This window comes from Bradyrhizobium sp. T-12 (assembly GCF_058314695.1).
In genome coordinates, this window is record NZ_CM177756.1 from 6,109,718 (window position 1) to 6,130,395 (window position 20,678).

Sequence of the window (20,678 nt, forward strand, 5' to 3'; positions counted from 1 at the left end):
GGGAAGCAAGCCCGGCCGACTAGAGATAGGTCACGTCCTCGAGCTGGGGGGCGCTTCCGAGCTTGCTGTCGAGCCATTCGAAAATGAAATCGTCGACGGCGACGAAATTCTCGACCTCGCCGAGGGGATGCGGGATGCGGCTCGGAACGACCACCGAGCAATCGGCTCCGGCCTGTCGATAGGCCGATTGCAGTTCGAGGGCATCCTGCTCCAGCATCATCGAGCGACTTCCGACCACCATGAGCAGCGGGCACGGGAGCTGGCGCGGGGCCATCATCGAAACCGGCACGCTCGCGTCAAGGGCCGCCTGCTCGACGTCGGTCATCCAGCGCAGCGATGCCCGGCACATCACCGGGCTCAATAGGCCCCCGTCGCACACGGCGGCGGCGAGCCGGCGATCCGCGCGGGCAAGACGGGACGCATGCCCGGCGCCCGCCCCTTCGCCATAGATCGCGATCCGCTGCGGATCGACATCCGCTCGCCCCTGAAGATAGTCCAGCCAGCATTGAAGCATCTGCTCCGGCTTGAAGGGGCGGCGGGCGGATGAGCGGCGGGCGTCGACGAGCAGGAGCGATATGTTGTGACGGAGCGATGCCGGCAGCAGCCTGATCATCATCGAGCCCAGCGTGATGTCCTCGTCGCCGACGCAGATGACCGCGGGGGCGGACGACGCCCGGCAAAGCGCCGGGACGAAGAATCCGGTGAGCGCGGCCTCGTCAAAGCCTTCGAGGGTCACGCGCTCGATCGCGGGGCCGGCGTCATCGGCCAAGCCTTTCAGGCTGATATCGACCTCGTTTGCGAAATCGGCGGCTTCGACGTCGCCTGGGCAAGACACGCTTCTGACGACTTCCAAGGCCGTCAACGCACATAGCCACGCCTCCCGCGCGGTCGGGATGGTCCCATCCTCGCCGGCGAACTTGGCGAAGGTCCGGTAGTCGTCTGCGACCCGCAGCCAGTCCGAAACCCACAGATGCCGGTGCGTCTCCCGCCCGAGTTCTGCGACCGACAAGCTTTCAAAGAATCCGGACGCGCGATGCCGCAACTGCGCCAGGCTGCGACCGCAGCCATCGCACGAGCCGTGTGGCCAATGATCACTTTCCATGCCAGCCCCCAAACGACGCTATCCGCGCGCCCCCAGACATGCGCCGGGATCTTCGAGCGTCGTCTTCGGCGCAGCGAAGGCACTGCGCGAAACGGTCCTGCTTCCAAACGAGCCGGCCTCGGTGCAATGTCCAAGCCCGCTCAACGCGATCGTCACGTCCCAGCTCCGTCGCTGATCCACAGTCATTTGCCGCGCACCAGTGATGCGGGCTCGTTCGTCTCTTGTTGCGACAGGCAAGCCGGAAATGCGCCACCTGTCGATCAAACAGACATGACTGCGTAAACCGCCGTTGTGAACGCACGATATGGTGAGATGCGTCCGATTGCCGCCTTGCCTGACAATGCGAGGACGGAAGCCGCCGGCACGCTGATCCATCGCAATGACGGCGACGACTTATGTGACGTGCTCATGACTAGTCGTCACGCGCGCGAGAGCGACTGGACCCAAATTCTGTAAATCAAAACTCTTCGGCACATTGGGAGGGCGCATGCGGGCGTTTCAGGAGGCCCGCCGGTCACCCTTGTATGCATTATCCCAGTTGCCATCTCCGCGGACTTCGCTTTACATGCCGGCAACTCGCCCGCGGATGACGGCCGGGGCTGAAAAATCACGCACATTGTCAAAGGGACGGAGCATGGCGCGCAACATATTGATTCTCGGGGCTTCTTACGGCTCGCTGCTGGGCACGAAGCTGCTGATGGCCGGGCACAACGTGACCCTGGTCTGCCGCGCCAAGACCGCCGAGCTGATCAACCGCGAAGGTACCGAGGTGCGCATCAAGCTGCGTGACGAGGCGGTGCACCGGGCGATCTTCTCGCGCGACCTGCCCGGCAAGCTCGACGCCGTGACCCCGGCCAATGTCGACCTCTCCCGCTATGATCTGGTCGGCCTTGCGATGCAGGAGCCGCAATACACCAACCACACCGTGCGCATGCTCATGGTCAAGATCGCCGCAGCGAAGCTGCCGTGTCTGTCGATCATGAACATGCCGCCGCTGCCCTATCTGAAGCGGATCCCGGCGCTCGCCGATATGGACCTCGAAGAGGCCTACACCAATGCGCAGGTGTGGGAGCGGTTCGAGCCGGGGCTGGTGACGCTGTGCTCGCCCGACCCGCAGGCGTTCCGTCCGCCGGAAGAAGCCGCGAACGTGCTGCATGTCGGCCTGCCCACCAATTTCAAGGCCTCGGTGTTCGCCGACGAAAAGCACAACAAGGTGCTGCGTGAGCTCGAGGCCGACATCGACGCGGTGACGCTCGACGGCCACGACGTGCCAGTGAAGCTGAAAGTGTTCGACTCCCTGTTCGTGCCGCTGGCGAAATGGTCGATGCTGCTCACCGGCAATTATCGCTGCATCACGCCGAACGAGCCGCAGTCGATCCGCGACGCCGTGCACGGCGACATCAAGCGCTCGCAGACGATCTACGACCATGTCGACGCCATCGCGCGCCGCCTCGGCGCCGATCCGCAGGACCAGGTGCCGTTCGCGAAATACGCCAAGGCCGCCGAGAGCCTGCTCAAGCCGTCGTCGGCCGCGCGTGCGGTCGCAAGCGGCGCGCCCTTCATCGAGCGCGTCGATCTCCTGGTGAAGCTGATCTCGCATCAGCTTGGCGTGCCCAATCCCGAGATCGACCGCACGGTCGACACCGTGGACCAGAAGCTGAACGAGAAGATCGTGCAGGGCGGATCCGGCGCGCAGTAGGCGCGCCGTTCCGAGTATTGCTTGCCGGCTGCGCGCCCATTGGAAAGATTGCGGCCGGATCAGCCGCGTCCGCCTCGGCCCCGGCCTGTTTGCGAAAAATTTGCATCCATGCGACGTCTGGCCTTAGTTAATGGAGGCTGCCGAGATGTCTCGGCAGTATCTCTGGACGCCGGTTCCGGACAGCAGGTTCCGGGTCTGCCGGCGACAGCCGGATGATGGGCGAAAGAACAAGTCATCGAAGATGGATCAGTCGACGTTGCAGGTCGTGCGCGCGGTGGAGGCCGGCGCGACAACCATGAAGAGTCTCATCGACGCGACCGGATTGTCCCGTCTCAAGGTCGAGCGCGCGTTGAACACGCTGGAGAAGCAGAAGCTGCTGGTCCGCGACGGCCAGGGCTTTCGTGCGACCGCCGTGCCTAAAGCAGCTCCGCTGGCCCGGCAATGCGGATCGTGCAACGCATGCTGCGACATTCTCGAAGTGGCCGCCGTCGACAAGCCGGTGAACCAGCTCTGCAAGCACTGGCAGACCGGCACCGGCTGCACCATCTACGACCGCCGCCCCCAGATGTGCCGTTCCTTCGTCTGCGCCTGGCTGCAGGGGCATCTCGACGACGACTGGTTCCCGGCGAAGTCGGGCATCATCGTGCATTTCAGCCAGGATGCAGTGAACGTGACGGTCGACGACCATTGCCCTGATCGCTGGCGCGAGGAGCCTTATTTCAGCAAGCTCGCCGAATGGTCGCTGAACGGGATCAAGCGGATCGGAAATCGGGGCTATGCCACCCTCGTCGTCTCCGGCGCCGACCGCTTTCTGCTGCTCGGACGCACCGTCGTTCCCGAGCCGACGCTGTTCGGCACGGCCTTCGTGCCGCTCACTGCCGACACGTTCCGGTTCTGGCGGGCAACGTCGCCGGAACATTTGCAGCGATTGCACGAGCGCATCGCCGAGATGGAGCGGATCAGGCAGGAATTCGGCTCATGCGTCATCCCCGAGAACGAGGACGACGATCCGCAAGCCCCCTATCGGCCCGCACTTCTACGGCAATCGAACCACGGCTGAACGCCGCCGTGGGCAACGCGGCATGATCAGCGCCATGCCGCTCGACGCGTCGCGGCGGGATTGATAAGCCGCTGTCCGCGAATGACGGGGACTTGAGTCGGGCATGACAGTTGCAATCGAGATGGGGCAGACCACGGCGGGCGCCGCGGCCGCCATGGACCTCGAGGAACTGCTGGCGACCCGCCTCCTCGTGCAGGGTAATTCGGGCTCCGGCAAATCGCATCTGCTGCGGCGGCTCCTGGAACAGAGCGCGCCCTGGGTGCAGCAGGCCATCATCGACCCCGAAGGCGATTTCGTCACGCTGGCCGAACGCTTCGGCCATCTCGTGATCGAGGCCGAGGACCACACCGAGCGCGGCCTTCAGGTTGCCGGCGAGCGCGCGCGGCTGCATCGCGTCTCCACCGTGCTCAATCTCGAAGGTCTCGACGCCGAGAACCAGATGCGCCGCGCCGCCGCGTTTCTCGGCGGGATGTTCGACGTCGACCGCGACCATTGGTATCCGATGCTCGTGGTCGTCGACGAGGCCCAGCTGTTCGCGCCGGCGGTGGCAGGCGAAGTCTCGGACGAAGCGCGAAAGCTCTCGCTCGGCGCCATGACCAATCTGATGTGCCGCGGCCGCAAGCGCGGACTCGCCGGCATCATCGCGACGCAACGGCTGGCAAAGCTCGCCAAGAACGTCGCGGCGGAAGCCTCCAACTTCCTGATGGGCCGGACCTTCCTCGACATCGACATGGCGCGCGCCGCCGATCTGCTCGGCATGGAACGGCGGCAGGCCGAAGCCTTTCGCGACCTCGAGCGCGGCCAGTTCATGGCGCTTGGACCTGCGCTGTCGCGCCGTCCGCTGCGCCTGAACATCGGCCCGACCGACACCTCCCCGCGCAATTCGACGCCGCGGCTGATGCCGCTGCCGGAGGCCACTGAAGATATGCGCGCCGTGATCCTGGCCGCGCCGCCGCCCGATGCCAGCCGGCCGCAGCGACGGCCCGCGCCGGATCTGCTAGAGCAGCTGCGCGCCGCAAAGGCGGCCGCACCGGTGATCCAGCCTGAGGTGGTCGAGGTGCCGGTCAGTGCCGAGGAACTCGCCGAGCGGCGCGAGCGCGTGGATCGTACGCTGCGGGCCGTGCTCGCCGCGCCCGACGCCGGCTTCCGCGCCATCGGCGTGCTCTATCAGGAGTTCGTGGTTCGCTGCCGCATCGAGGGCCTCGGCACGGCGGTGCCCGATCTCAACGAATTTCGCCGCATGCTGACCCATGCCCGCGCCGGCCTCGGCACGGATCTGGCCGAGGACGACGCCTGGCAGGACGTCTCGCTGCGCGCGTCGATCTTGCCCGACGACATGCAAGGCGTGTTCATGATGATCGCGCGTGCCGCCAAGGAAGGCTGGCCCTGCCCCGGCGACGCCGCGATCGCCCGCGCCTACGGCTCGCATTCGCTGCGCCGGGCGCAGCGGCTGCTCGGCTATATGGAGGAGCAAGGCCTGATCGTGGTCCAGCTCGACGGCAGCGGCCGCCGGATCGTGACGCTGGTGGAGCTGGCCTGGGCCACGGCCCCCGGTGATCCCAATGGCGACGACCTGCCGGCCGAGCCGGTCGTGCGCGCGGCGTCGGCGTGAGGCGTCAGGCCGCCTCGGAGCCGCCGAGATAGGCGTCGCGGATGCGGGGGTCGTCCTTCAGCGCGCGGGCCGGGCCCGACAGCACGATCCTGCCGGTCTGCAGCACATAGGCTTCGTGCGCGATTTCGAGCGCGAGGCTGGCGTTCTGCTCGACCATGAACACCGAGACGCCCTCCTGGTTGATGGTCCGGATCAGCTCCAGCACGCGGTCGACATAGAGCGGCGACAGGCCCATGGTCGGCTCGTCCATCACGATCATCCGCGGCCTGCTCATCAGCGCGCGCGCCATCGCGACCATCTGCTGCTCGCCGCCGGAGAGCGAACCGGCGCGCTGCGACAGGCGCTGGCCGAGCTTGGGGAACAGGGTCAGCATCCTGTCGAGATCCTGCGCCACCGCATCGCGGTCATTGCGCACGAAGGCGCCCATCAGGATGTTCTCGCGCACGCTCATGTCCGCGAACAATCGCCTCGCCTCCGGCACCGAGGCAATGCCGCGGCGGACGATCTGCGGTGTCGAGAGGCCGATCAGCGAGGCGCCGTCGAAGCTCACCTCGCCCGAGCGCGGCTTCACCAGACCCAGGATGATCTTCATCGTGGTCGACTTGCCGCTGGCATTGCCGCCGAGCAGGCAGACGATGTGGCCGCGCGCGACCGTGATCGAGAGATCAAAATGCACCTGGGCCTGGCCGTAGAACGTGTTGACGTTGGACAGTTCCAGCAGCGCTTCGGGCGACGCATTCGTCATGCCGCGCTCTCCTGCTCTTTGCTCAGGCCATGGCCAAGATAGGCCTCGATCACCTTGGGATCGGTCCGCACCTGCTCGCCCGGCCCTTCCGCGATCTTCTTGCCTTCGTCCATCACGATGACGCGGTCGGACAGGCGCATCACCATCTCCAGCTTGTGCTCGATCAGGAGGATGGTCAGCCCTTCCGCCTTCAGTTCGGCGACGAGCCCCTGCATTTCCGCCGTCTCGGTCGGGTTCATGCCGGCGGTCGGCTCGTCGAGCAGCAACAGGCGCGGCTTCAGCGCGAGCGCGCGCGCGATCTCGACGCGGCGGCGGTTGGCGTAGGACAGGCTGTAGGCGGGTTGGTCGATGCGCGGCAGCAGCCGTTCGCCGAAGCGGGCGAGAATGGCCTTCACCTCTTCCCGTAGCCGCTCTTCCTCCGCCTTGACGCTCGCGGGCCGCAGCAGCGCCAGTCCGAGTTCGAGCAGCGGGCCGATCACCGGCACGGCCGGCTTCACCGCACGCAAGCGCGTGTGCGCGCCGATCAGGACGTTGTCCATCACGCTGAGATTGCCGAAGACGCGGCCGAGCTGGAAGGTGCGCGCGATGCCCTCGGCCGCCAGCCGCTCCGGCGACAGACCGGTGATGTCCCGGCCTTCGAAGTGAACCGTACCCGCATCCGGGCGGTCGAGCCCGGTGACGAGATTGAACAGCGTCGTCTTGCCGGCGCCGTTGGGGCCGATGATGCTGACGAGCTCGCCTTTGGCGAGATCGAGATCGATGGCGTCGACGGCGGTGAGGCCGCCGAAGCGACGCGTCAGCCCGCGCAGGGACAACATGGGTACGTGCTGCTCCGCCATCAGATCGTCCCCAGCAGGCCCTGCGGCCTGAACCGCACGAGCAGCAGCAGCACGATGCCGTAGATCAGGATGCGATACTCCGCCGCGATCCGGAACACCTCGGGCAAGCCGACCAACGCAACCGCCCCGAGAATGGCTCCGACGACATTGCCGAGGCCACCGAGGATGACGACGGTCAGCGCCAGGATCGATTGCTGCGTGTTGAAAGTCTCGTGGTTGATGTAGGAATAGAGATGCGCGGCAATGCCGCCGCTGATTCCGGCGGCGAACCCGCCGGAGATGAAGGCCAGCGATTTGTAGCGGTTCAGGCTGAGACCATAAGCCCGCGCGGCGACGTCGTCGTCGCGGATGGCGCGGAAGCTGCGGCCGAGATGCGAGCCGAGCAACCGGCCCTGCAGCAGCGCCAGCACGATCATCACCGCGAAGCTGAACCAGTAGATCGAGGTCGGGCTGATCAGATCGTAGCCGAACAGCGACAGCGGCGGGATGCCGGAGATGCCGATCGGCCCGCGCGTGACGGTCTCCCAGTTCAGGATCACCAGCGAGACGATCTCGCCGATCGCGAGCGTCGCGATCGAGACATAGTGCCCGCGCAGGCGGAACGAGGGTGAGATCAAGGCTGTCCCGAGCGCCGCGCTCATCAGACCTCCGCCGATGATCGCGAGGCCGACAGGAACGGAGAACGTGAGCGACAGCAGCGCGGAGGTGTAGGCGCCGATCGCGAGCAGCGCGGCGTGACCGAGCGAGACCTGGCCGATCGTGCCCGCGACCAGCGTCAGGCTGAGCGCGAGCATGCCGAGCAGCCAGGCGTTGATCAGGGTCTGAAGCACGTAGAACGACATCGGGAACAGCGGCAGGACCGCGAAGATCGCTGCCGCAACAGCCAGGGCCCAGCGCGGAACCCGCACGGGACGGCTCGGCGCGATGAAGGTGCCGGTGAGCGGCTCGGGCGGCGCCTGCCGCGCGCTGGCGAACAGGCCGTTCGGCCGCAGCACGAGCACGACGACCAGCAGCAGGAATGCGAACAGATTGCGGTAGCTGGTGCCGAACACGGCAACGCCATAGCTCTCGACGAGGCCGAGCAGCAGGCTGCCGATCACCGCGCCCGGCACGTTGCCAGCACCGCCGACGACTTCTGCGACGACGCCCTTGAGCGTCGCCTGCAGGCTCATCGCGGTGTCGATCTGGTTGTAGTACATGCCGACCAGCATGCCGGAGACGCCGCCGAGCGCGGCGGCGATGCCGAATACGGCCTGATTGACGCGGTTGACGTCGACGCCCATCTGCATCGCGGCGTCGCGGTCCTGCGAGGCCGCGCGCACCGCCCAGCCGAGCTTGGAGTAGCGCAGGAACACGAACAGCAAGAGCGCGCTGGTGAGGCCGACACCTGCGATGAGCAGATCAAGAGGCCCGATCGTGCCGCCACCGACCTGGAAACGCACATCCGGCAACTGGCTCGGCAGCGCGCGCGGATTGGGCGAGAAGGTCAGCATCACCAGCTGATCGAGCACGAAGCTGATGCCGATGGTCGCCAGCAGCGGTGCGATGCGCACCGAGTTCTGCAGCGGACGCAGGCCGAACCGCTCGATGATCAGCCCGACGATCGCAGCCGCTACCGCGACCACGATGATGGTGAGGGGCAGCGGCGTATGCAGCTGCACTACAGCGACCCAGCCGACATAGGCGCCGACGAGATAGATCGAGCCTTGCGCGAAGTTGATCAGCCGGCTGACGCCGAAGATCAGCGCGAGCCCGACCGCAACGAGCGCATAGACATTGCCGACGATCAGCCCGTTGATGGTGTAGTCGAGCCAGGAAGACACGCAGTTTTCCTACTGAAGGGAGAACGGGCCGAAGCGAATGCTCGGACCATCAGGTCAGGTCGGCTTACCGTCCCAGAGCGCGAACTGGCCCTTGCGCACGACGAGCTCGGCGTTCATCGCGCCCTTGACGCGGCGGCTCTCGACGTCGAAGGTCGCTTGGCCGAAGATGACGCTGGAGACGTCCTTCACCTTGGCGAAGGCATCGCGGACAGCGCGGCGATCGGTGCCGCCGATCTTGACGACGGCGGCGGCCATGTTCATCGCATCGTAGGAATAGGCGTTGAAGGCATCGGGCTCCTGCCCGCCATACTTGGCCTTGAAGCCGGCGATGAACTTCTTCACCTCGGGCCTGGGATCCTGCGGGAAATAGCGCGTGCCGAGATGCACGTCCTCGACCGCCTCGCCACCGAGCTCGATGAATTTCGGCGAGTAGACAGAGCTTGCGGCGCACATCACCTGCTTCAGGCCGACCTGCCGCGCCTGACGGGCGATCAGCGCGCCGTCGGAATAATAGGAGATCAGGATCAGCCCGTCGGGATTTGCATCGCGCACGCGCACCAGCGTCGAGCGGAAGTCGCGCTCTTCCGCGATATAGCCCTCGGTCACCGCGATCTCGGCGCCGTATTCCTTGGCGGCATTGACGAAATAGTCGCGGCTGGTGCGGCCCCAATCGGTGTTGAGATGCAGCACCGCGAGCTTCTTGAGGCCGAGGCGCTTCACCGCATAGGCCGCCAGCAGCGGCTGCTCGTCGGCCTGGCTGACCGAGGTACTCCACATGAAGTCGCCGCCCTTGGTGAAATCAGGGTGCGAATTGGTGAAGCCGAACTGCACGAGGCCGCCGCGCTGGTAGATCGGGGATGCCGCCATCGAGGCGGGGCTCGAGAAATCGCCGAGCTCCATGACGATGCGGGGATCGGACACGAACTTCTGGGCGATCGCCACCGATTGGCGCGGATCGCTCTGGCTGTCCTCGAACTGGTAAGCGAGCTTGCGGCCGTTGATGCCGCCGGCCGCCATGATCTCGTCGAGCGCGAGATCAAAGCCCTGCTTCCACTGCGTGCCATATTGCGCGTTCGGTCCCGTCAGGGGGCCGCTGACGCCGAGCAGAATCGACTCGGAGGATTGCGCGAAGGCACCGCGCGAAAAGGCCGCGCCCGCCATCATGGCGGCAAGCGAGCCCTTCACCAGGGTACGACGATCGATGTTGCTCATGCACGGCTCCATCCACTCAGGTGTTGAAACAAGCAGCAAGTCTTGTGCCGGTGATATTGCCTATTTCGAGGGCTCGCCGAGCGACAGCATCAGCCGGTTGGCCCAGTTGAAGAACGAGGCGTTGTTGATGACGTCGACGATCTCGGCATCGTCGAGACCGGCGCGGCGCAGCTCCGCGATATTGTCAGGGCCGAACGCGATCGGCGTCGCGGCCAGCGCCACGGAGGCCTTGACCACGGCATTCCAGCGCTCGCCGAGATCGGCCTTGACGCCTTCATCGAGCAGCTTCTGCACGTCGTCGCGGCGCTTGGAATAGGTGCTGGCGAAGCGCGCATGCACCGAGGCGCAATAGATGCAGCCGTTATAGCGCGAGGTCGCGGCCGCCGCGAGCTCACGCTCGGCGCGGGGCAGGCCGTCGGCGACGTTGTAGAAGATGTCCTTGTCGGTCTTGGTACGAGCTTCCAGCACCTCGGGATCGCGCACCAGCAGGCGGAAATATTCCGACTTGGCGCGGGCGCGGTCGACGAGACCAGCGTAATGCCGCTCGGTCAGCTCGGCCTCGGGCAACGGATCGATCCAGGAGACCCAGCCAAGCTCATCCTGGGTGAAGACGACGGGCGGGTTGACGGTGACGCTCATGAAACACCCTCCTCTTATGCGTTCGCGGCGGCGAGCGTGCGCAGGCCACTGACGACCCGCAGCTGGAACGACAGGAACGCGACGAGCTGGGAGAAGGTGACGATTCCGGTGGCCGACCAGCCGGCGCCCAGCAACGCCTTCATGTCGGCGGACGCGGCATCGCGCGGCCGGAACACCAGGAGATGCGCATGTTCGAGCGCCGCGACGAGCCGCGGACCGAGGGCAGCCTTGCGCTCCGCGCTCACGCGATAGATCAGGCCGGCGGTGTTCTCGATCGACAGCGGACCGGCGGGATACGAGCCATACGGACCCGAGGTCTTGCCCCCTGCGATCTCGCCGTCGATCGCCTCGATCAGGCGCGCGCCATCCGCGTTGGCGGCCAGCTTGTCGCGATAGAAGGCGGCGACGGGGGATTCGCCGTGCAGCCCGGTCACGAAGGCCGCGACCGCGGCGCGTTCTACCAGCGAAAACTCGCTCGCGTCGATCGGCTCGAACAGCGAGAGATAACTCTTCTGCGCATTGTCGCGCGCCTGCAGGCGGCGGGCGCGGATGGCGTCCAGAGCCGAGCCGGGCTCGATCCCGGCGAGCGTGTCGATGATATCTGGTGTTGCCATCATTCAGCCTCGTGCCACGCGATCGCGTTCATAGCGGTTAACCTGCGAGCGCCACGTCGGGCGCCGTCCGCGTCCAGCCCAGCGCCGGCGCGACCTTCTCCGCGACAAGATCGATCGAGCGCAGGACGCAGGCGTGCGGCGCATCGACCGAATGCACCTGGAAGACGAGATCGGTGATCCGCTCCAGCGTCGCGTCGCCCCGCAGCGAGGCGACGACGTGATCGGCGTCGCCGACATGGGTGTCGAACGCCGTGATCATTTCCTCCAGCGTCTCGCCCGGCTTGGCGTGACCGCCCTTCATGAATTGCGGCAGCGCGCGGCGCAGTCCAATGTCTGCGAGCCGCATCGCTTCGGCATGATCGTCGGCGACGAAGACGCTGCGCGAGGCCATGATGCGCGGCTCAGCCCCCTTGGGCAGCGCTTCCAGATAGGCATCGATCACCGGGTTCTGGATCTCGGCGAGCGTCGCCTTCGGTGCCTCCTTCGGTCGCGGCTGGGTGCGCGACAGCAACAGGCCATCGCCCGCCTTGCCGGCGCGGGCGCCGCCGGCGACCGAGAACGTCGCCTGCCAGATCCGCTTGTCCAGCTGCGGCCGCTGCGGATAGATCGTGTCACCGCCATCGAGCGGCTTGCCGACCAAAGCGGTGCGGACGACCTCGAGATTGCGGGCGAAAATCTCGTTGCGCTGGGCGCTGTCGAGGCCGAAGGCGGCGAAAGCCGACGGATTGCCGCCGGTGCCGACGCCGAGCTCGAAACGGCCGTTGCATAAGAGATCCAGCACCGCGGCGTCTTCCGCCACCCGCACCGCATTCTCCAGCGGCAGCGTGACGATGCCGGTGCCGAGGCGGATGCGCGAGGTTTGCGCTGCGACGTAGCCGAGGAAGGTGAAGGGCGACGGCAGGCCGCCCTCGCGCTCGTGGAAATGATGCTGCGCGATCCACGCGGAATCGAGCCCCGCCTTTTCGGCGCGCACGATCTGCTCGGCCGCGAAGCGGTAGCGGTCCGCCGGCGGGGCCTCGTCGAGCAGCCGCGTGAAGAACCCCAGGCGTTTCAGATTTGCAAAGCGTTTCATACGACCCCTGTCGGGCTGGATGGCCAGGCCCCCGATGATGTCGGTTACTGCTGCTCCAGACAAGCGGGCATTGCGCAAGGCTCATAGGCAAGGCTCATAAGCAAGGCTCACGCGCAAGGCCGCCCACCGGATCGCCCGCGACTGCGCTGGAGCTGGGCAGATTGCCTACCAGCTCGGCAGCACCGCGCCCTTGAACTTGGCGAGGACGAACTCCTTCACCTCTGGCGTGTGGTAGCTGTCGACGAGGATCTTGACCCAGGGCTTGTCCTTGTCGGCGGTGCGCACCGCGATCAGGTTGACGTAGGGGCCCTTGGGGTCTTCGCGCAGGATCGGATCCTTGACCGGATCGAGACCCGCCTGGGTTGCGTAATTGGTGTTGATCGCGGCGGCGTCGACGTCGTCGAGCGCGCGCGGCGCCTGCGCCGCGTCGACCTCGATGAATTTCAGCTTCTTGGGATTCTCGGTGATGTCGAGCACCGTCGGCTTGAAGCCGGTGCCGTCCTTCAGCTTGATCACGCCCTTGTCGCGCAGCAGCAGCAGCACACGGCCGCCATTGGTCGGATCGTTGGGGATCGAGACCTTGCCGCCCTCGGGAATGTCGGCGAAGGCCTTGTGCTTCTTCGAGTAGACGCCGATCGGGAAGTTCACGGTCAGGCCGACGGCCTCGATCTTGTAGCCGCGGTCGGCCTTTTGGTTGTCGAGATAAGGCTGGTTCTGGAACGAATTGGCCTGGATCTCGCCGGCATCGAGCGCGGCGTTCGGCACCACGTAATCGGAGAACTCGAGAAGCTGGATGTCGAGGCCCTGCTTGGCCGCGACCGGTTTCACCGCCTCGAGGATCTGCGCATGCGGCCCCGGCGTCACGCCGATCTTGATGGTCTCGGCTGAGCTTCCTGCCGACCAGGCGGCGAGCAAGGTTGCGAGGATCAGGGGAAGGCGAAACGACATCTTGGTCTCCATGGCACGGCGAAAATGACTGGAACCGTATTCGCTTCTCCGTAGGCCGAAATCAATGAAATGGAAATCCATATTGCATGCTCGGGGCGGGCACGCGTTCTCCATTCGGCGGCAAACGCGGAACGAATTCGCGGCGGCCGCAAAGCGTGAGGCGCATCACGGCAACGCGGCGCCCGGCGCGCGAGATTGGCGACATCACCAGCGGAACCAAAGGAGCAATCGGCCATGACCGCACTTGCCACGCCAAAGCTCACCGGCCGAAAATGGCTCGAATGTTTTGCACTCTATTTTGTGCTTCAGGGCGTGCCGATCTATTCCGGCGTCGCGCTGCTGATCAAGCTGATCGACGCGGCCGAGTTCGTCGGCCAGCCCTTCGGCGCCGTCATCTTCGTCGCCATGATGTCGACTTTTCACGCCCTGCTGACCCCGGGGTTCGGCGCCAGGTTCCCGCATTTCTTCCGGCACAGCTTCGAGCCGCTGTTCGCCGACACGAATTTGTCCTTCTCCGAGCGGGTCTCGCGCTGGCTGGCACTTCCGAACACGGCGCTGCAGCTGCTGAGCCAGGCATTGCTGCTTTCGGCCCTGGCGATCGGCGTCGTCAGCATCGGCTAGATGCCCGGCGCGTCAAGGGGCCTGCGCGGCGATCCCGCTCGTGACCCGCGCGGGCTGTCCCCATCGTCATTTCGTCGCAGGGCGGCATTGCCGGCATTGCCGCCTCGCGCATGATGCAACATGATGACCGCCAGGGACGATTTGTCTTCGAGGTGGAGGGTCATCTGATGAACGAGAATGAAATCCGGGGTCTGGTCGGACAGGTCAAGCAAGGCACGCTGTCGCGACGCTCGTTCATCCAGAAGGTGGCCGCGGCCGGCATCGCGGCCCCGATCGCGAGCCAGATCCTGGTCTGGAACGACGTCGCGATGGCGGAAGCCACGCTGCCCTACAAGCCGACGAAGGCCGGCGGCGGCGGAACGCTCAAGATGTTGCTGTGGCAGGCGCCGACCTTGCTCAATCCGCATTTCGCGCTCGGCACCAAGGACCAGATCGCCTCGCGCGTCTTCTTCGAGCCGCTCGCGGGCTGGGACAAGGAGGGCAACCTGATCCCCTGCCTTGCCGCAGAGGCCCCGACTAAGGCCAACGGCGGCCTCGCGGCCGACGGCATGAGCGTGGTCTGGAAGCTCAAGCAGGGTGTCAAATGGCATGACGGCAAGCCCTTCACCGCCGACGACGTCGTCTTTACCTGGCAGTATGCCGGCGACCTCGCCACCGCGGCCTACACCACCGGCTCTTACAAGGACATCAAGGTCGAGAAGATCGACGACTACGCCGTCAAGGTGATCTTCAAGGCGCCGACGCCGTTCTGGGCCGATCCGTTCGTAGGCTCGGTCGGCCAGATCCTGCCAAAACATCTTTTCGGCGATTATGTCGGCGCCAAGTCGCGCGAAGCGCCGGGCAATCTGAAGCCGGTCGGCACCGGCCCGTACAGATTCGTCGAGTTCAAGCCGGGCGATTTGATCCGCGCCGAGCGCAATCCGGACTATCACATCAAGAACCAGCCGCATTTCGACACGCTCGAGATCAAGGGCGGCGGCGATGCGGTGTCCGCGGCGCGCGCCGTGCTGCAGACCGGCGAATACGACTTTGCCTGGAACATGCAGGTGGAGGAGGAGGTGCTCAAGCGCATGGAAGCGGGCGGCAAGGGCAAGCTCGACATCACGCCCTCCGGCAATGTCGAGTTCATCATCCTCAACACGACCGACCCCTGGACCGAGGTCGACGGCGAGCGTTCGAACGCCAAGACCAAGCATCCGACGCTGTCCGATCCGGCGGTGCGCAAAGCGATCAACCTGTTGATCGACCGCGACGCGATCCAGAAATTCATCTACGGCCGCGGCGCAGTCGCGACCGCGAGCTTCGTCAACGCACCGAAGCAGTTCAAGTCGCCCAAGCTGACATACGAGTTCAGCATCGACAAGGCCAACAAGATCCTCGACGAAGCCGGCTGGAAGAAGGGCGCGGACGGCATCCGCGAGAAGGACGGCAAGAGGCTCAAATACGTCTTCCAGACCTCGACCAATGCCCCGCGCCAGAAGACCCAGGCCATCATCAAGCAGGCCTGCGAGAAGGCCGGCATCGAGATCGAGATCAAAGCGGTCACCGCCTCGGTGTTCTTCTCCTCCGACGTCGGCAATCCCGACACCTATTCGAAATTCTATGCCGACATGGAGATGTACAATACCACCCAGCCGCAGCCCGATCCGGAGCGATTGTTGAATCAATGCGTGTCCTGGGAGATCGCGACCAAGGACAACAAATGGCTCGGCCGCAACAATTCGCGCTATGCCGACCCTGAAGCCGACAAGTCCTACAAGGCGGCGCAGAACGAGCTCGATCCCGCCAAGCGCGCCGCGCTGCTGATGAAGGTGGACGAGATCTTCTGCGGAGCCCACGTGTTCCTGCCGCTGCTCTCGCGCCATATCGTCAATGCCGGCGCCAACAATTTGATGATCGACATCTCGGGTTGGGACACCATTACGTGGAATCTGGCGGCGTGGTATCGGGCCTGAGGGCTGGACGCGCGTGTCCCGAACAAGCCGCAGCGCCTAGAGCGCTGCGGCACCGAGCCGGGCCGGCGGCTTGCTTCAGACACGCCTTTTCGACCTAGCGGTGCATTTCACCCGAGCTTTGCTTCGTCTCGCCACCCTCTTGTCGCTCCCAGCGCCGCCATCATCCGTCCACTGTGTGGTTCAGATCACAGCAGAATCACACGCCTCCGCCTACTATGACGGTGCATGGCCGCAAACAAGGTAACGGCGGTACGCGTAAGGCTGCGGCGACGATCGACAGCTCGGGACTTTTCGAAGCCGCCTGGTGAGAGCCCGGCGGCTTTTTCTTTGTTGCAACGCGGCACATGGCCCCTCCAATCGCGCGCGCAGCTTGCACCTATGAAGCGCCCGGGCCCTTCCGCTCCTCGCGCTCGTCCTCGATCTGCCGTTCCGCTTCGAGCCAGAATTCCAGATCCTGGCCGGCTGGCCGTCCCGCCTGCTCCCAGAGCTCGTAGGCTCGCGCGCGCACCTGGCCGCGCCGCATCATGCGACGGAGCTTGCGCTTCAGCTCGTCGGCGAAATTCCTGAAGCGCTGGCCGGTGGTTTCGTCCTTGACGAGCGCTGCCGCTCGCGTCGCGAGTTCGATCTGGTGCTCGATCTTCTTCTGCTCATCCACCGCTGACACTGCCGTGGGAAAGGATTGTTGTCAGAGCCCGTGCTGTTCAGAGACTGAATTCCTTTCCGGGATGGTCTGTTCCCTCGGCAACAGCGTGAGTTAGCGGACGGCGTAACCCACCCCACGCACCATCACATCTGCTCGACGAGCTAGTGCCAGGTCGTATCGGCTTCGACGATCACCACGCGGATCTCGGGATCTTCGGTCGTGTTGCAGGTGCAGGGCATGCCCTCGCCGCAGCGGCAGCCGCCAAGCTTCTCGCTCCAGGCCCGGAGCGGGTGGTTTTCGCAGACCCATCCCAGACCCCGGCAGAATGGGCAGGTCTTGTCGGTCACAGCGTGTCCGGCGTCCGCAACGTGCTCGACTTGTCCTCGTTGCGCAGCTCCTGCTCGGCGGCCTGCCAAAACTCGTCCTCGCGGCCTTCGGGCTTGCCGGCCTGCTCCCACAGGCGGTGCGCGCGTTCCCTGATCTCTTGCTCGGCCGGGTCGGACAATGCTTTCTCCTCGCGTGACGCACGGCCCACCCTGGGGGGGCATGGGGGCTTGGAGGCGGGCCGTGCAGGCCAGCAATCGGCGGCGACTCTGGCCCGCCGATTCAAGCCGCGACCGTGCGCGGAGTTCCTAAAGTGAGCGCATTCGTCTCTGCGACCGGCAAGGCTGCCGATCCCCCATCGCGGAGCCTCAGCTGGTACCTCGAACGGAGGTCACCGCCGATCCCGGACTATTGCTTCAGCCCATCTGCTCATAGAATGCGAAGCCTTCCTCGACACCGCCGAAGAAGACGCCCTCGCCCTTGGACAGCACCAACGCCTTGGTGCACATCAACCGGCACAGGTCTTTTGAATGCGATGCGAGCAGCAGAATACGAGCGCGGCTGACGAACTGGTTCACGCGCTCGTGCGCCTTCTCCTGGAAGTGCGCATCGCCGGCGCCAATGCCTTCGTCGATCAACAGGATGTCCGGATTCTGGGCGGTCGCAAGCGCGAACGAGAGCCGCGCCTGCATGCCTGCCGAGTAGATGCGCGTCGGCAACGACAAATAGACGCCGAGCTCGGTGAACTCCTCGATGTCGCGCACGAGGTCCTGATATTTGTCGCTCGGCCAGTTGTAGAGATTCGCGATCAGCCTGATGTTCTCGTATCCGGTCGCGTCGGCATTGAGCGCGATGCTGCCGCTGAGCAGCGTGAACGCGCTTCCCTTCACGTCCACCGAACCGGTCGACGCCGGGTAGATTCCGGCAACCAGCCGCAGCAGGGAAGTCTTGCCTGCACCGTTGTGGCCGATCAGGCAGATGCGGTCGCCCTCTCCTAGGTCGAGCGACAGGTTCTTCAAGGCATGAATGACGATGATGCCGTTGGTGCGGCTTGCCGAGTCGGAGCCGACCCGGGCATTGCTGAACGACGGCAGGCGGATCAGGCGGAGCGCATGGCTGTCGTAGATCGGGATGCTGACGTTGACGTTCTTCAGACGAACATGAGCCATCGGTCAGCCGTTTCTCGTGAGAATCTCTTGGTTGAGCATGATCCGCTGGGAAGACCGATGTTCGATTTTTCGGGCATGCTCTAGACGCAGAAGGCGAGTTGACCGCGCATCCGGCGGTACACCATGAAGGCGAGGCCATAGCCGGCGACGGTCACGCCGAGCACCGTCAGATAATGCGCAAGCGGCGGGACCTCGCCGAGGAGTGGATTGCGTATGATCTCGATGAAATAGAACAGCACGTTGTATTCGACGAGAAACTGCCGGTCGCTGGCGATCTGCCGATAATTCCAGAAGACCGGCGTCACGAAGAAAGCAAGCTGCATCAAACTTCGCACGATCAGCTCGACGTCGCGGTACCGCGCGCAAATGAAGCCGAGCACCATCACGACCCAAAAACCATTGACGAACAGCAGGATGATGCCGGGGATAGCCAGCAGGCTCGTCCAGCTGAGCGGGACCAGCGCAAACACGAGGCCGAGCAGATAGATGATGGCGTGATGACCGAAGGTGATCATGATCTTGAAGACGGTCCGGCCGACATAGAGACCAAGACCGAGCGTGGAATTGCTGAGATATCCGGCATTTCTGACGAAGACGCCGCCCCCTTCGATGACCAGCGCCGATATCGCCGACCACACGATGATTCCGACACCGACATAGGCGATGATGTCGGAGACGCTGCTGCCGAAGATGGCCGACGAGACGACGCTCAGGCCCAGCAGCATCACGAGAACGTTGAGGGTTTCCCACAGAGGGCCGATCCTCGAGCGCCGATACTGGCAAACCGTGTCGAGCCATGCCCAGCTCAGGGCATTGGACAACGTGTTCAAGCCACCCTGAATTGCCGAAGCCAGGGGGTGCGGTTCTGCGATCGGCTTTACAAATGTTGAGGCCAAGACCACTCCCAACTTCGTGCACGCTCCGCCTCAGGCGCCGCGCCCTGTATCGCACCCGACGGGCAGACCGGACGAGACGTCCGCGCAAAAGGACCGGCAGGCGCCCGCGAGATCATTCCGGTCGTCAAAGAATCGGTCAATCGCAGAATGATCTACCGAACCCCCGTGCACAGTGTCACCCTCCATTCAAAGGGACCCTGGAAGGGCTTCGAATTCGAAGTGAAAGAGAGACTCGCCACGCTGATAGGCGGGAGGCCTCTCGGGAGGCCCACCATAACAGTGGGAGGTACGTGGTAGCGGGAGAGGGACTCGAACCCCCGACCCCAGGATTATGATTCCCGTGCTCTAACCAGCTGAGCTACCCCGCCACAGGGTCGCGAACGGCTGCGACGGCCGATCTCGCGAACGCGCGGCATATAAAGAAGGGGGCGGCGGGAAGTCAAGCAAAGCGGCCGCCTTTTTCCGCCTTCGCCAAGGCTATCGTGGGGCAAGTGCCTTACGAATACGGCATCTTTTTCAATGAGTTCGTCATGGCCGGACTTGCCCCGACCACCCACGCCTCGATTTGCGGGCCCCAAGAACGCGGATGCCCGGGGACAACCCCGGGCATGACGCGATCTGGAGTACGGCGCGCTATTTCGGCCTGACGTTGGGGTCGCCGCCGGGGCTGCCGGGGGGCGGGATCACCGGGGTGTTGCCGCCGCTGTCGGGGGCCGGGGCGTGCATGTCGGGGTCGACGCCGGAGGGCGGGCAGAGCACGCCGTCGGACTTGGCCAGTTTGTCGCCGAGCGGTTCCCGGGACTGGCCGGTTGTGATGCCGTCCGACGAGCGGCCCGGCCGGTCCTGCGGGGCGCAGTTGGCGGCATGTTGCGGGGATGGCGGCGCGGTCGCTTGCGGCGGCGTCGCCGGGGCGGGCGGGGCCTGGGCGATCGCTCCGCCGGAAGCGGCGATCAGGAGGCCAGCCAGGATGATGTTTGATGTCGTGCGCATGGGAGGGAAACGCGGGCGCGATGCCCCCTGTTCCCGCGTCACATGATCACGATTTGCGGTAGCGGATCAGCGAAAAGTGCCCCATCGGCGGCATCGGGCGGCGTTCGGCCAGCGTGATTCCGCCGTGCCTGGCGGCCCAGTTCACGAGGCGGGCCCACGGGAATTCCGGGCGCCAGCCGAGGCGGCGGGCGATCGGCGCGAAGGCCAGCTCGAACAGCTTGCGCGGACCACTCTCGGCGCCGATGTGGTTGACCAGGATCAGTTCGCCGCCCGGCTTGAGCACGCGCACGAACTCGTCGAGCGTACCTTCGGGATCGGGCACGGCGGTGATGACGTACTGCGCGACCACCGCGTCGAAGAAGTTTTCGGGGAAGGCGAGGTTCTTCGCGTCCATCACCGAGAGCACCTCGACGTTGGAGAGCCGCAAGCTCCGCACGCGCGCCTGCGCTTTGCGCAGCATCGGCTCGGAAATGTCGACGCCGCAGATCTTCGTGGTGCGCGAATAGTCCGACAGCGACAGCCCGGTGCCGACGCCGACGTCGAGGATGCGGCCGCCGATGCGGTCGGCCTCGGCGATGGTCGACTGCCGTCCGGCGTCGAACACCTTGCCGAACACGAGATCATAGACCGGCGCCCAGCGGCCATAGGCCTTCTCGACCCCGGCCCGCGAGATGTCTGCTGCCATGCCCCTGCCCTGCCTGAACGCTTCTATTCG

Annotated in this window: 21 protein-coding genes and 1 tRNA gene; 5 read left to right on the forward strand and 17 right to left on the reverse strand. The window is 65.2% G+C overall.

Annotated features, from left to right (window positions below; translation table 11 throughout):
- Positions 1–19: 19 nt before the first annotated feature.
- Positions 20–1,114 carry an alpha/beta hydrolase gene (locus AC0WRY_RS29140; protein ID WP_313753843.1) on the reverse strand — a complete coding sequence of 365 codons (1,095 nt, stop codon included), beginning with the start codon at positions 1,112–1,114 and terminating at the stop codon, positions 20–22.
- Between the two features lie 622 nt (positions 1,115–1,736).
- Between AC0WRY_RS29140 and AC0WRY_RS29145 the strand changes: the two genes are divergently transcribed.
- The 3 genes from AC0WRY_RS29145 to AC0WRY_RS29155 all read left to right on the forward strand — a co-directional run bounded on the left by AC0WRY_RS29145 (position 1,737) and on the right by AC0WRY_RS29155 (position 5,473).
- On the forward strand, positions 1,737–2,801 hold the full coding sequence (locus AC0WRY_RS29145; protein WP_212067310.1) for a ketopantoate reductase family protein: 1,065 nt from the start codon (positions 1,737–1,739) through the stop codon (positions 2,799–2,801).
- Between the two features lie 241 nt (positions 2,802–3,042).
- Positions 3,043–3,861 (forward strand): YkgJ family cysteine cluster protein, encoded by an 819-nt coding sequence (locus AC0WRY_RS29150; RefSeq protein WP_212067311.1) that lies wholly within the window; start codon positions 3,043–3,045, stop codon positions 3,859–3,861.
- Positions 3,862–3,964: 103 nt separating this feature from the next.
- A complete protein-coding gene (locus AC0WRY_RS29155) occupies positions 3,965–5,473 on the forward strand; it encodes a helicase HerA domain-containing protein (protein ID WP_491122091.1) in 1,509 nt (502 codons plus the stop codon).
- 4 nt (positions 5,474–5,477) lie between these two features.
- Here the strand turns inward: AC0WRY_RS29155 and AC0WRY_RS29160 are convergent, their stop codons facing one another.
- The 8 genes from AC0WRY_RS29160 to AC0WRY_RS29195 form a co-directional block, all read right to left on the reverse strand.
- A complete protein-coding gene (locus AC0WRY_RS29160) occupies positions 5,478–6,218 on the reverse strand; it encodes an ABC transporter ATP-binding protein (protein ID WP_194404197.1) in 741 nt (246 codons plus the stop codon).
- A complete protein-coding gene (locus AC0WRY_RS29165; protein WP_491122092.1) occupies positions 6,215–7,057 on the reverse strand; it encodes an ABC transporter ATP-binding protein in 843 nt (280 codons plus the stop codon). Before AC0WRY_RS29165 ends, AC0WRY_RS29160 begins: the two co-directional genes overlap by 4 nt.
- Positions 7,057–8,880 (reverse strand): ABC transporter permease, encoded by a 1,824-nt coding sequence (locus AC0WRY_RS29170; RefSeq protein WP_491122093.1) that lies wholly within the window; start codon positions 8,878–8,880, stop codon positions 7,057–7,059. Before AC0WRY_RS29170 ends, AC0WRY_RS29165 begins: the two co-directional genes overlap by 1 nt.
- A gap of 54 nt (positions 8,881–8,934) precedes the next feature.
- Positions 8,935–10,092 carry an ABC transporter substrate-binding protein gene (locus tag AC0WRY_RS29175; RefSeq protein ID WP_491122094.1) on the reverse strand — a complete coding sequence of 386 codons (1,158 nt, stop codon included), beginning with the start codon at positions 10,090–10,092 and terminating at the stop codon, positions 8,935–8,937.
- A 60-nt stretch (positions 10,093–10,152) separates the two neighbouring features.
- A complete protein-coding gene (locus AC0WRY_RS29180; protein ID WP_491122095.1) occupies positions 10,153–10,731 on the reverse strand; it encodes an alkylhydroperoxidase domain protein in 579 nt (192 codons plus the stop codon).
- 14 nt (positions 10,732–10,745) lie between these two features.
- Positions 10,746–11,345, reverse strand: a complete 600-nt coding sequence (locus AC0WRY_RS29185) for a CMD domain protein (protein WP_491122096.1) — start codon at positions 11,343–11,345, stop codon at positions 10,746–10,748.
- 37 nt (positions 11,346–11,382) lie between these two features.
- Positions 11,383–12,417 carry a putative FMN-dependent luciferase-like monooxygenase gene (locus AC0WRY_RS29190; RefSeq protein ID WP_491122097.1) on the reverse strand — a complete coding sequence of 345 codons (1,035 nt, stop codon included), beginning with the start codon at positions 12,415–12,417 and terminating at the stop codon, positions 11,383–11,385.
- Positions 12,418–12,582: 165 nt separating this feature from the next.
- On the reverse strand, positions 12,583–13,377 hold the full coding sequence (locus AC0WRY_RS29195; protein WP_211416603.1) for a MetQ/NlpA family ABC transporter substrate-binding protein: 795 nt from the start codon (positions 13,375–13,377) through the stop codon (positions 12,583–12,585).
- A 222-nt stretch (positions 13,378–13,599) separates the two neighbouring features.
- On the opposite strand from AC0WRY_RS29195, the gene AC0WRY_RS29200 reads away from it, so the two are divergent.
- Entirely contained in the window at positions 13,600–13,986 is a 387-nt protein-coding gene (locus AC0WRY_RS29200) for a hypothetical protein (RefSeq protein ID WP_194404204.1), read from the forward strand.
- Positions 13,987–14,153: 167 nt separating this feature from the next.
- Positions 14,154–15,941, forward strand: a complete 1,788-nt coding sequence (locus tag AC0WRY_RS29205; RefSeq protein ID WP_259216601.1) for a peptide ABC transporter substrate-binding protein — start codon at positions 14,154–14,156, stop codon at positions 15,939–15,941.
- Positions 15,942–16,317: 376 nt separating this feature from the next.
- On the opposite strand, the gene AC0WRY_RS29210 is transcribed toward AC0WRY_RS29205, so the two are convergent.
- The 8 genes from AC0WRY_RS29210 to AC0WRY_RS29245 form a co-directional block, all read right to left on the reverse strand.
- Entirely contained in the window at positions 16,318–16,596 is a 279-nt protein-coding gene (locus tag AC0WRY_RS29210) for a DUF2934 domain-containing protein (protein WP_194404206.1), read from the reverse strand.
- 149 nt (positions 16,597–16,745) lie between these two features.
- Positions 16,746–16,931, reverse strand: coding sequence for a hypothetical protein (locus AC0WRY_RS29215; protein WP_194404207.1), 186 nt, complete (start codon positions 16,929–16,931; stop codon positions 16,746–16,748).
- Entirely contained in the window at positions 16,928–17,089 is a 162-nt protein-coding gene (locus tag AC0WRY_RS29220) for a DUF2934 domain-containing protein (protein WP_491122098.1), read from the reverse strand. Before AC0WRY_RS29220 ends, AC0WRY_RS29215 begins: the two co-directional genes overlap by 4 nt.
- Before the next feature lie 235 nt (positions 17,090–17,324).
- Entirely contained in the window at positions 17,325–18,077 is a 753-nt protein-coding gene (locus tag AC0WRY_RS29225; protein ID WP_212067321.1) for an ABC transporter ATP-binding protein, read from the reverse strand.
- A gap of 80 nt (positions 18,078–18,157) precedes the next feature.
- Positions 18,158–18,907: an ABC transporter permease gene (locus tag AC0WRY_RS29230; protein ID WP_483071061.1), complete on the reverse strand. Its 750-nt coding sequence runs from the start codon at positions 18,905–18,907 to the stop codon at positions 18,158–18,160.
- Between the two features lie 357 nt (positions 18,908–19,264).
- Positions 19,265–19,341: transfer RNA gene (locus tag AC0WRY_RS29235), tRNA-Met, on the reverse strand.
- 265 nt (positions 19,342–19,606) lie between these two features.
- Positions 19,607–19,963 carry a hypothetical protein gene (locus AC0WRY_RS29240; RefSeq protein ID WP_491122099.1) on the reverse strand — a complete coding sequence of 119 codons (357 nt, stop codon included), beginning with the start codon at positions 19,961–19,963 and terminating at the stop codon, positions 19,607–19,609.
- Positions 19,964–20,009: 46 nt separating this feature from the next.
- Positions 20,010–20,648 carry a class I SAM-dependent methyltransferase gene (locus AC0WRY_RS29245; protein WP_211416066.1) on the reverse strand — a complete coding sequence of 213 codons (639 nt, stop codon included), beginning with the start codon at positions 20,646–20,648 and terminating at the stop codon, positions 20,010–20,012.
- Positions 20,649–20,678: the final 30 nt, after the last annotated feature.

Excerpts from the sequence above, each read along its gene's own strand:
- AC0WRY_RS29185 (WP_491122096.1), bottom strand. The coding sequence starts at position 11,345 with ATGGCAACACCAGATATCATCGACACGCTCGCCGGGATCGAGCCCGGC.
- AC0WRY_RS29160 (WP_194404197.1), bottom strand. The coding sequence starts at position 6,218 with ATGACGAATGCGTCGCCCGAAGCGCTGCTGGAACTGTCCAACGTCAAC.
- AC0WRY_RS29195 (WP_211416603.1), bottom strand. The coding sequence starts at position 13,377 with ATGGAGACCAAGATGTCGTTTCGCCTTCCCCTGATCCTCGCAACCTTG.
- AC0WRY_RS29165 (WP_491122092.1), bottom strand. The coding sequence starts at position 7,057 with ATGGCGGAGCAGCACGTACCCATGTTGTCCCTGCGCGGGCTGACGCGT.
- AC0WRY_RS29150 (WP_212067311.1), top strand. The coding sequence starts at position 3,043 with ATGGATCAGTCGACGTTGCAGGTCGTGCGCGCGGTGGAGGCCGGCGCG.
- AC0WRY_RS29180 (WP_491122095.1), bottom strand. The coding sequence starts at position 10,731 with ATGAGCGTCACCGTCAACCCGCCCGTCGTCTTCACCCAGGATGAGCTT.
- AC0WRY_RS29205 (WP_259216601.1), top strand. The coding sequence starts at position 14,154 with ATGAACGAGAATGAAATCCGGGGTCTGGTCGGACAGGTCAAGCAAGGC.
- AC0WRY_RS29190 (WP_491122097.1), bottom strand. The coding sequence starts at position 12,417 with ATGAAACGCTTTGCAAATCTGAAACGCCTGGGGTTCTTCACGCGGCTG.
- AC0WRY_RS29175 (WP_491122094.1), bottom strand. The coding sequence starts at position 10,092 with ATGAGCAACATCGATCGTCGTACCCTGGTGAAGGGCTCGCTTGCCGCC.
- AC0WRY_RS29225 (WP_212067321.1), bottom strand. The coding sequence starts at position 18,077 with ATGGCTCATGTTCGTCTGAAGAACGTCAACGTCAGCATCCCGATCTAC.
- AC0WRY_RS29200 (WP_194404204.1), top strand. The coding sequence starts at position 13,600 with ATGACCGCACTTGCCACGCCAAAGCTCACCGGCCGAAAATGGCTCGAA.
- AC0WRY_RS29240 (WP_491122099.1), bottom strand. The coding sequence starts at position 19,963 with ATGCGCACGACATCAAACATCATCCTGGCTGGCCTCCTGATCGCCGCT.
- AC0WRY_RS29155 (WP_491122091.1), top strand. The coding sequence starts at position 3,965 with ATGACAGTTGCAATCGAGATGGGGCAGACCACGGCGGGCGCCGCGGCC.
- AC0WRY_RS29245 (WP_211416066.1), bottom strand. The coding sequence starts at position 20,648 with ATGGCAGCAGACATCTCGCGGGCCGGGGTCGAGAAGGCCTATGGCCGC.
- AC0WRY_RS29145 (WP_212067310.1), top strand. The coding sequence starts at position 1,737 with ATGGCGCGCAACATATTGATTCTCGGGGCTTCTTACGGCTCGCTGCTG.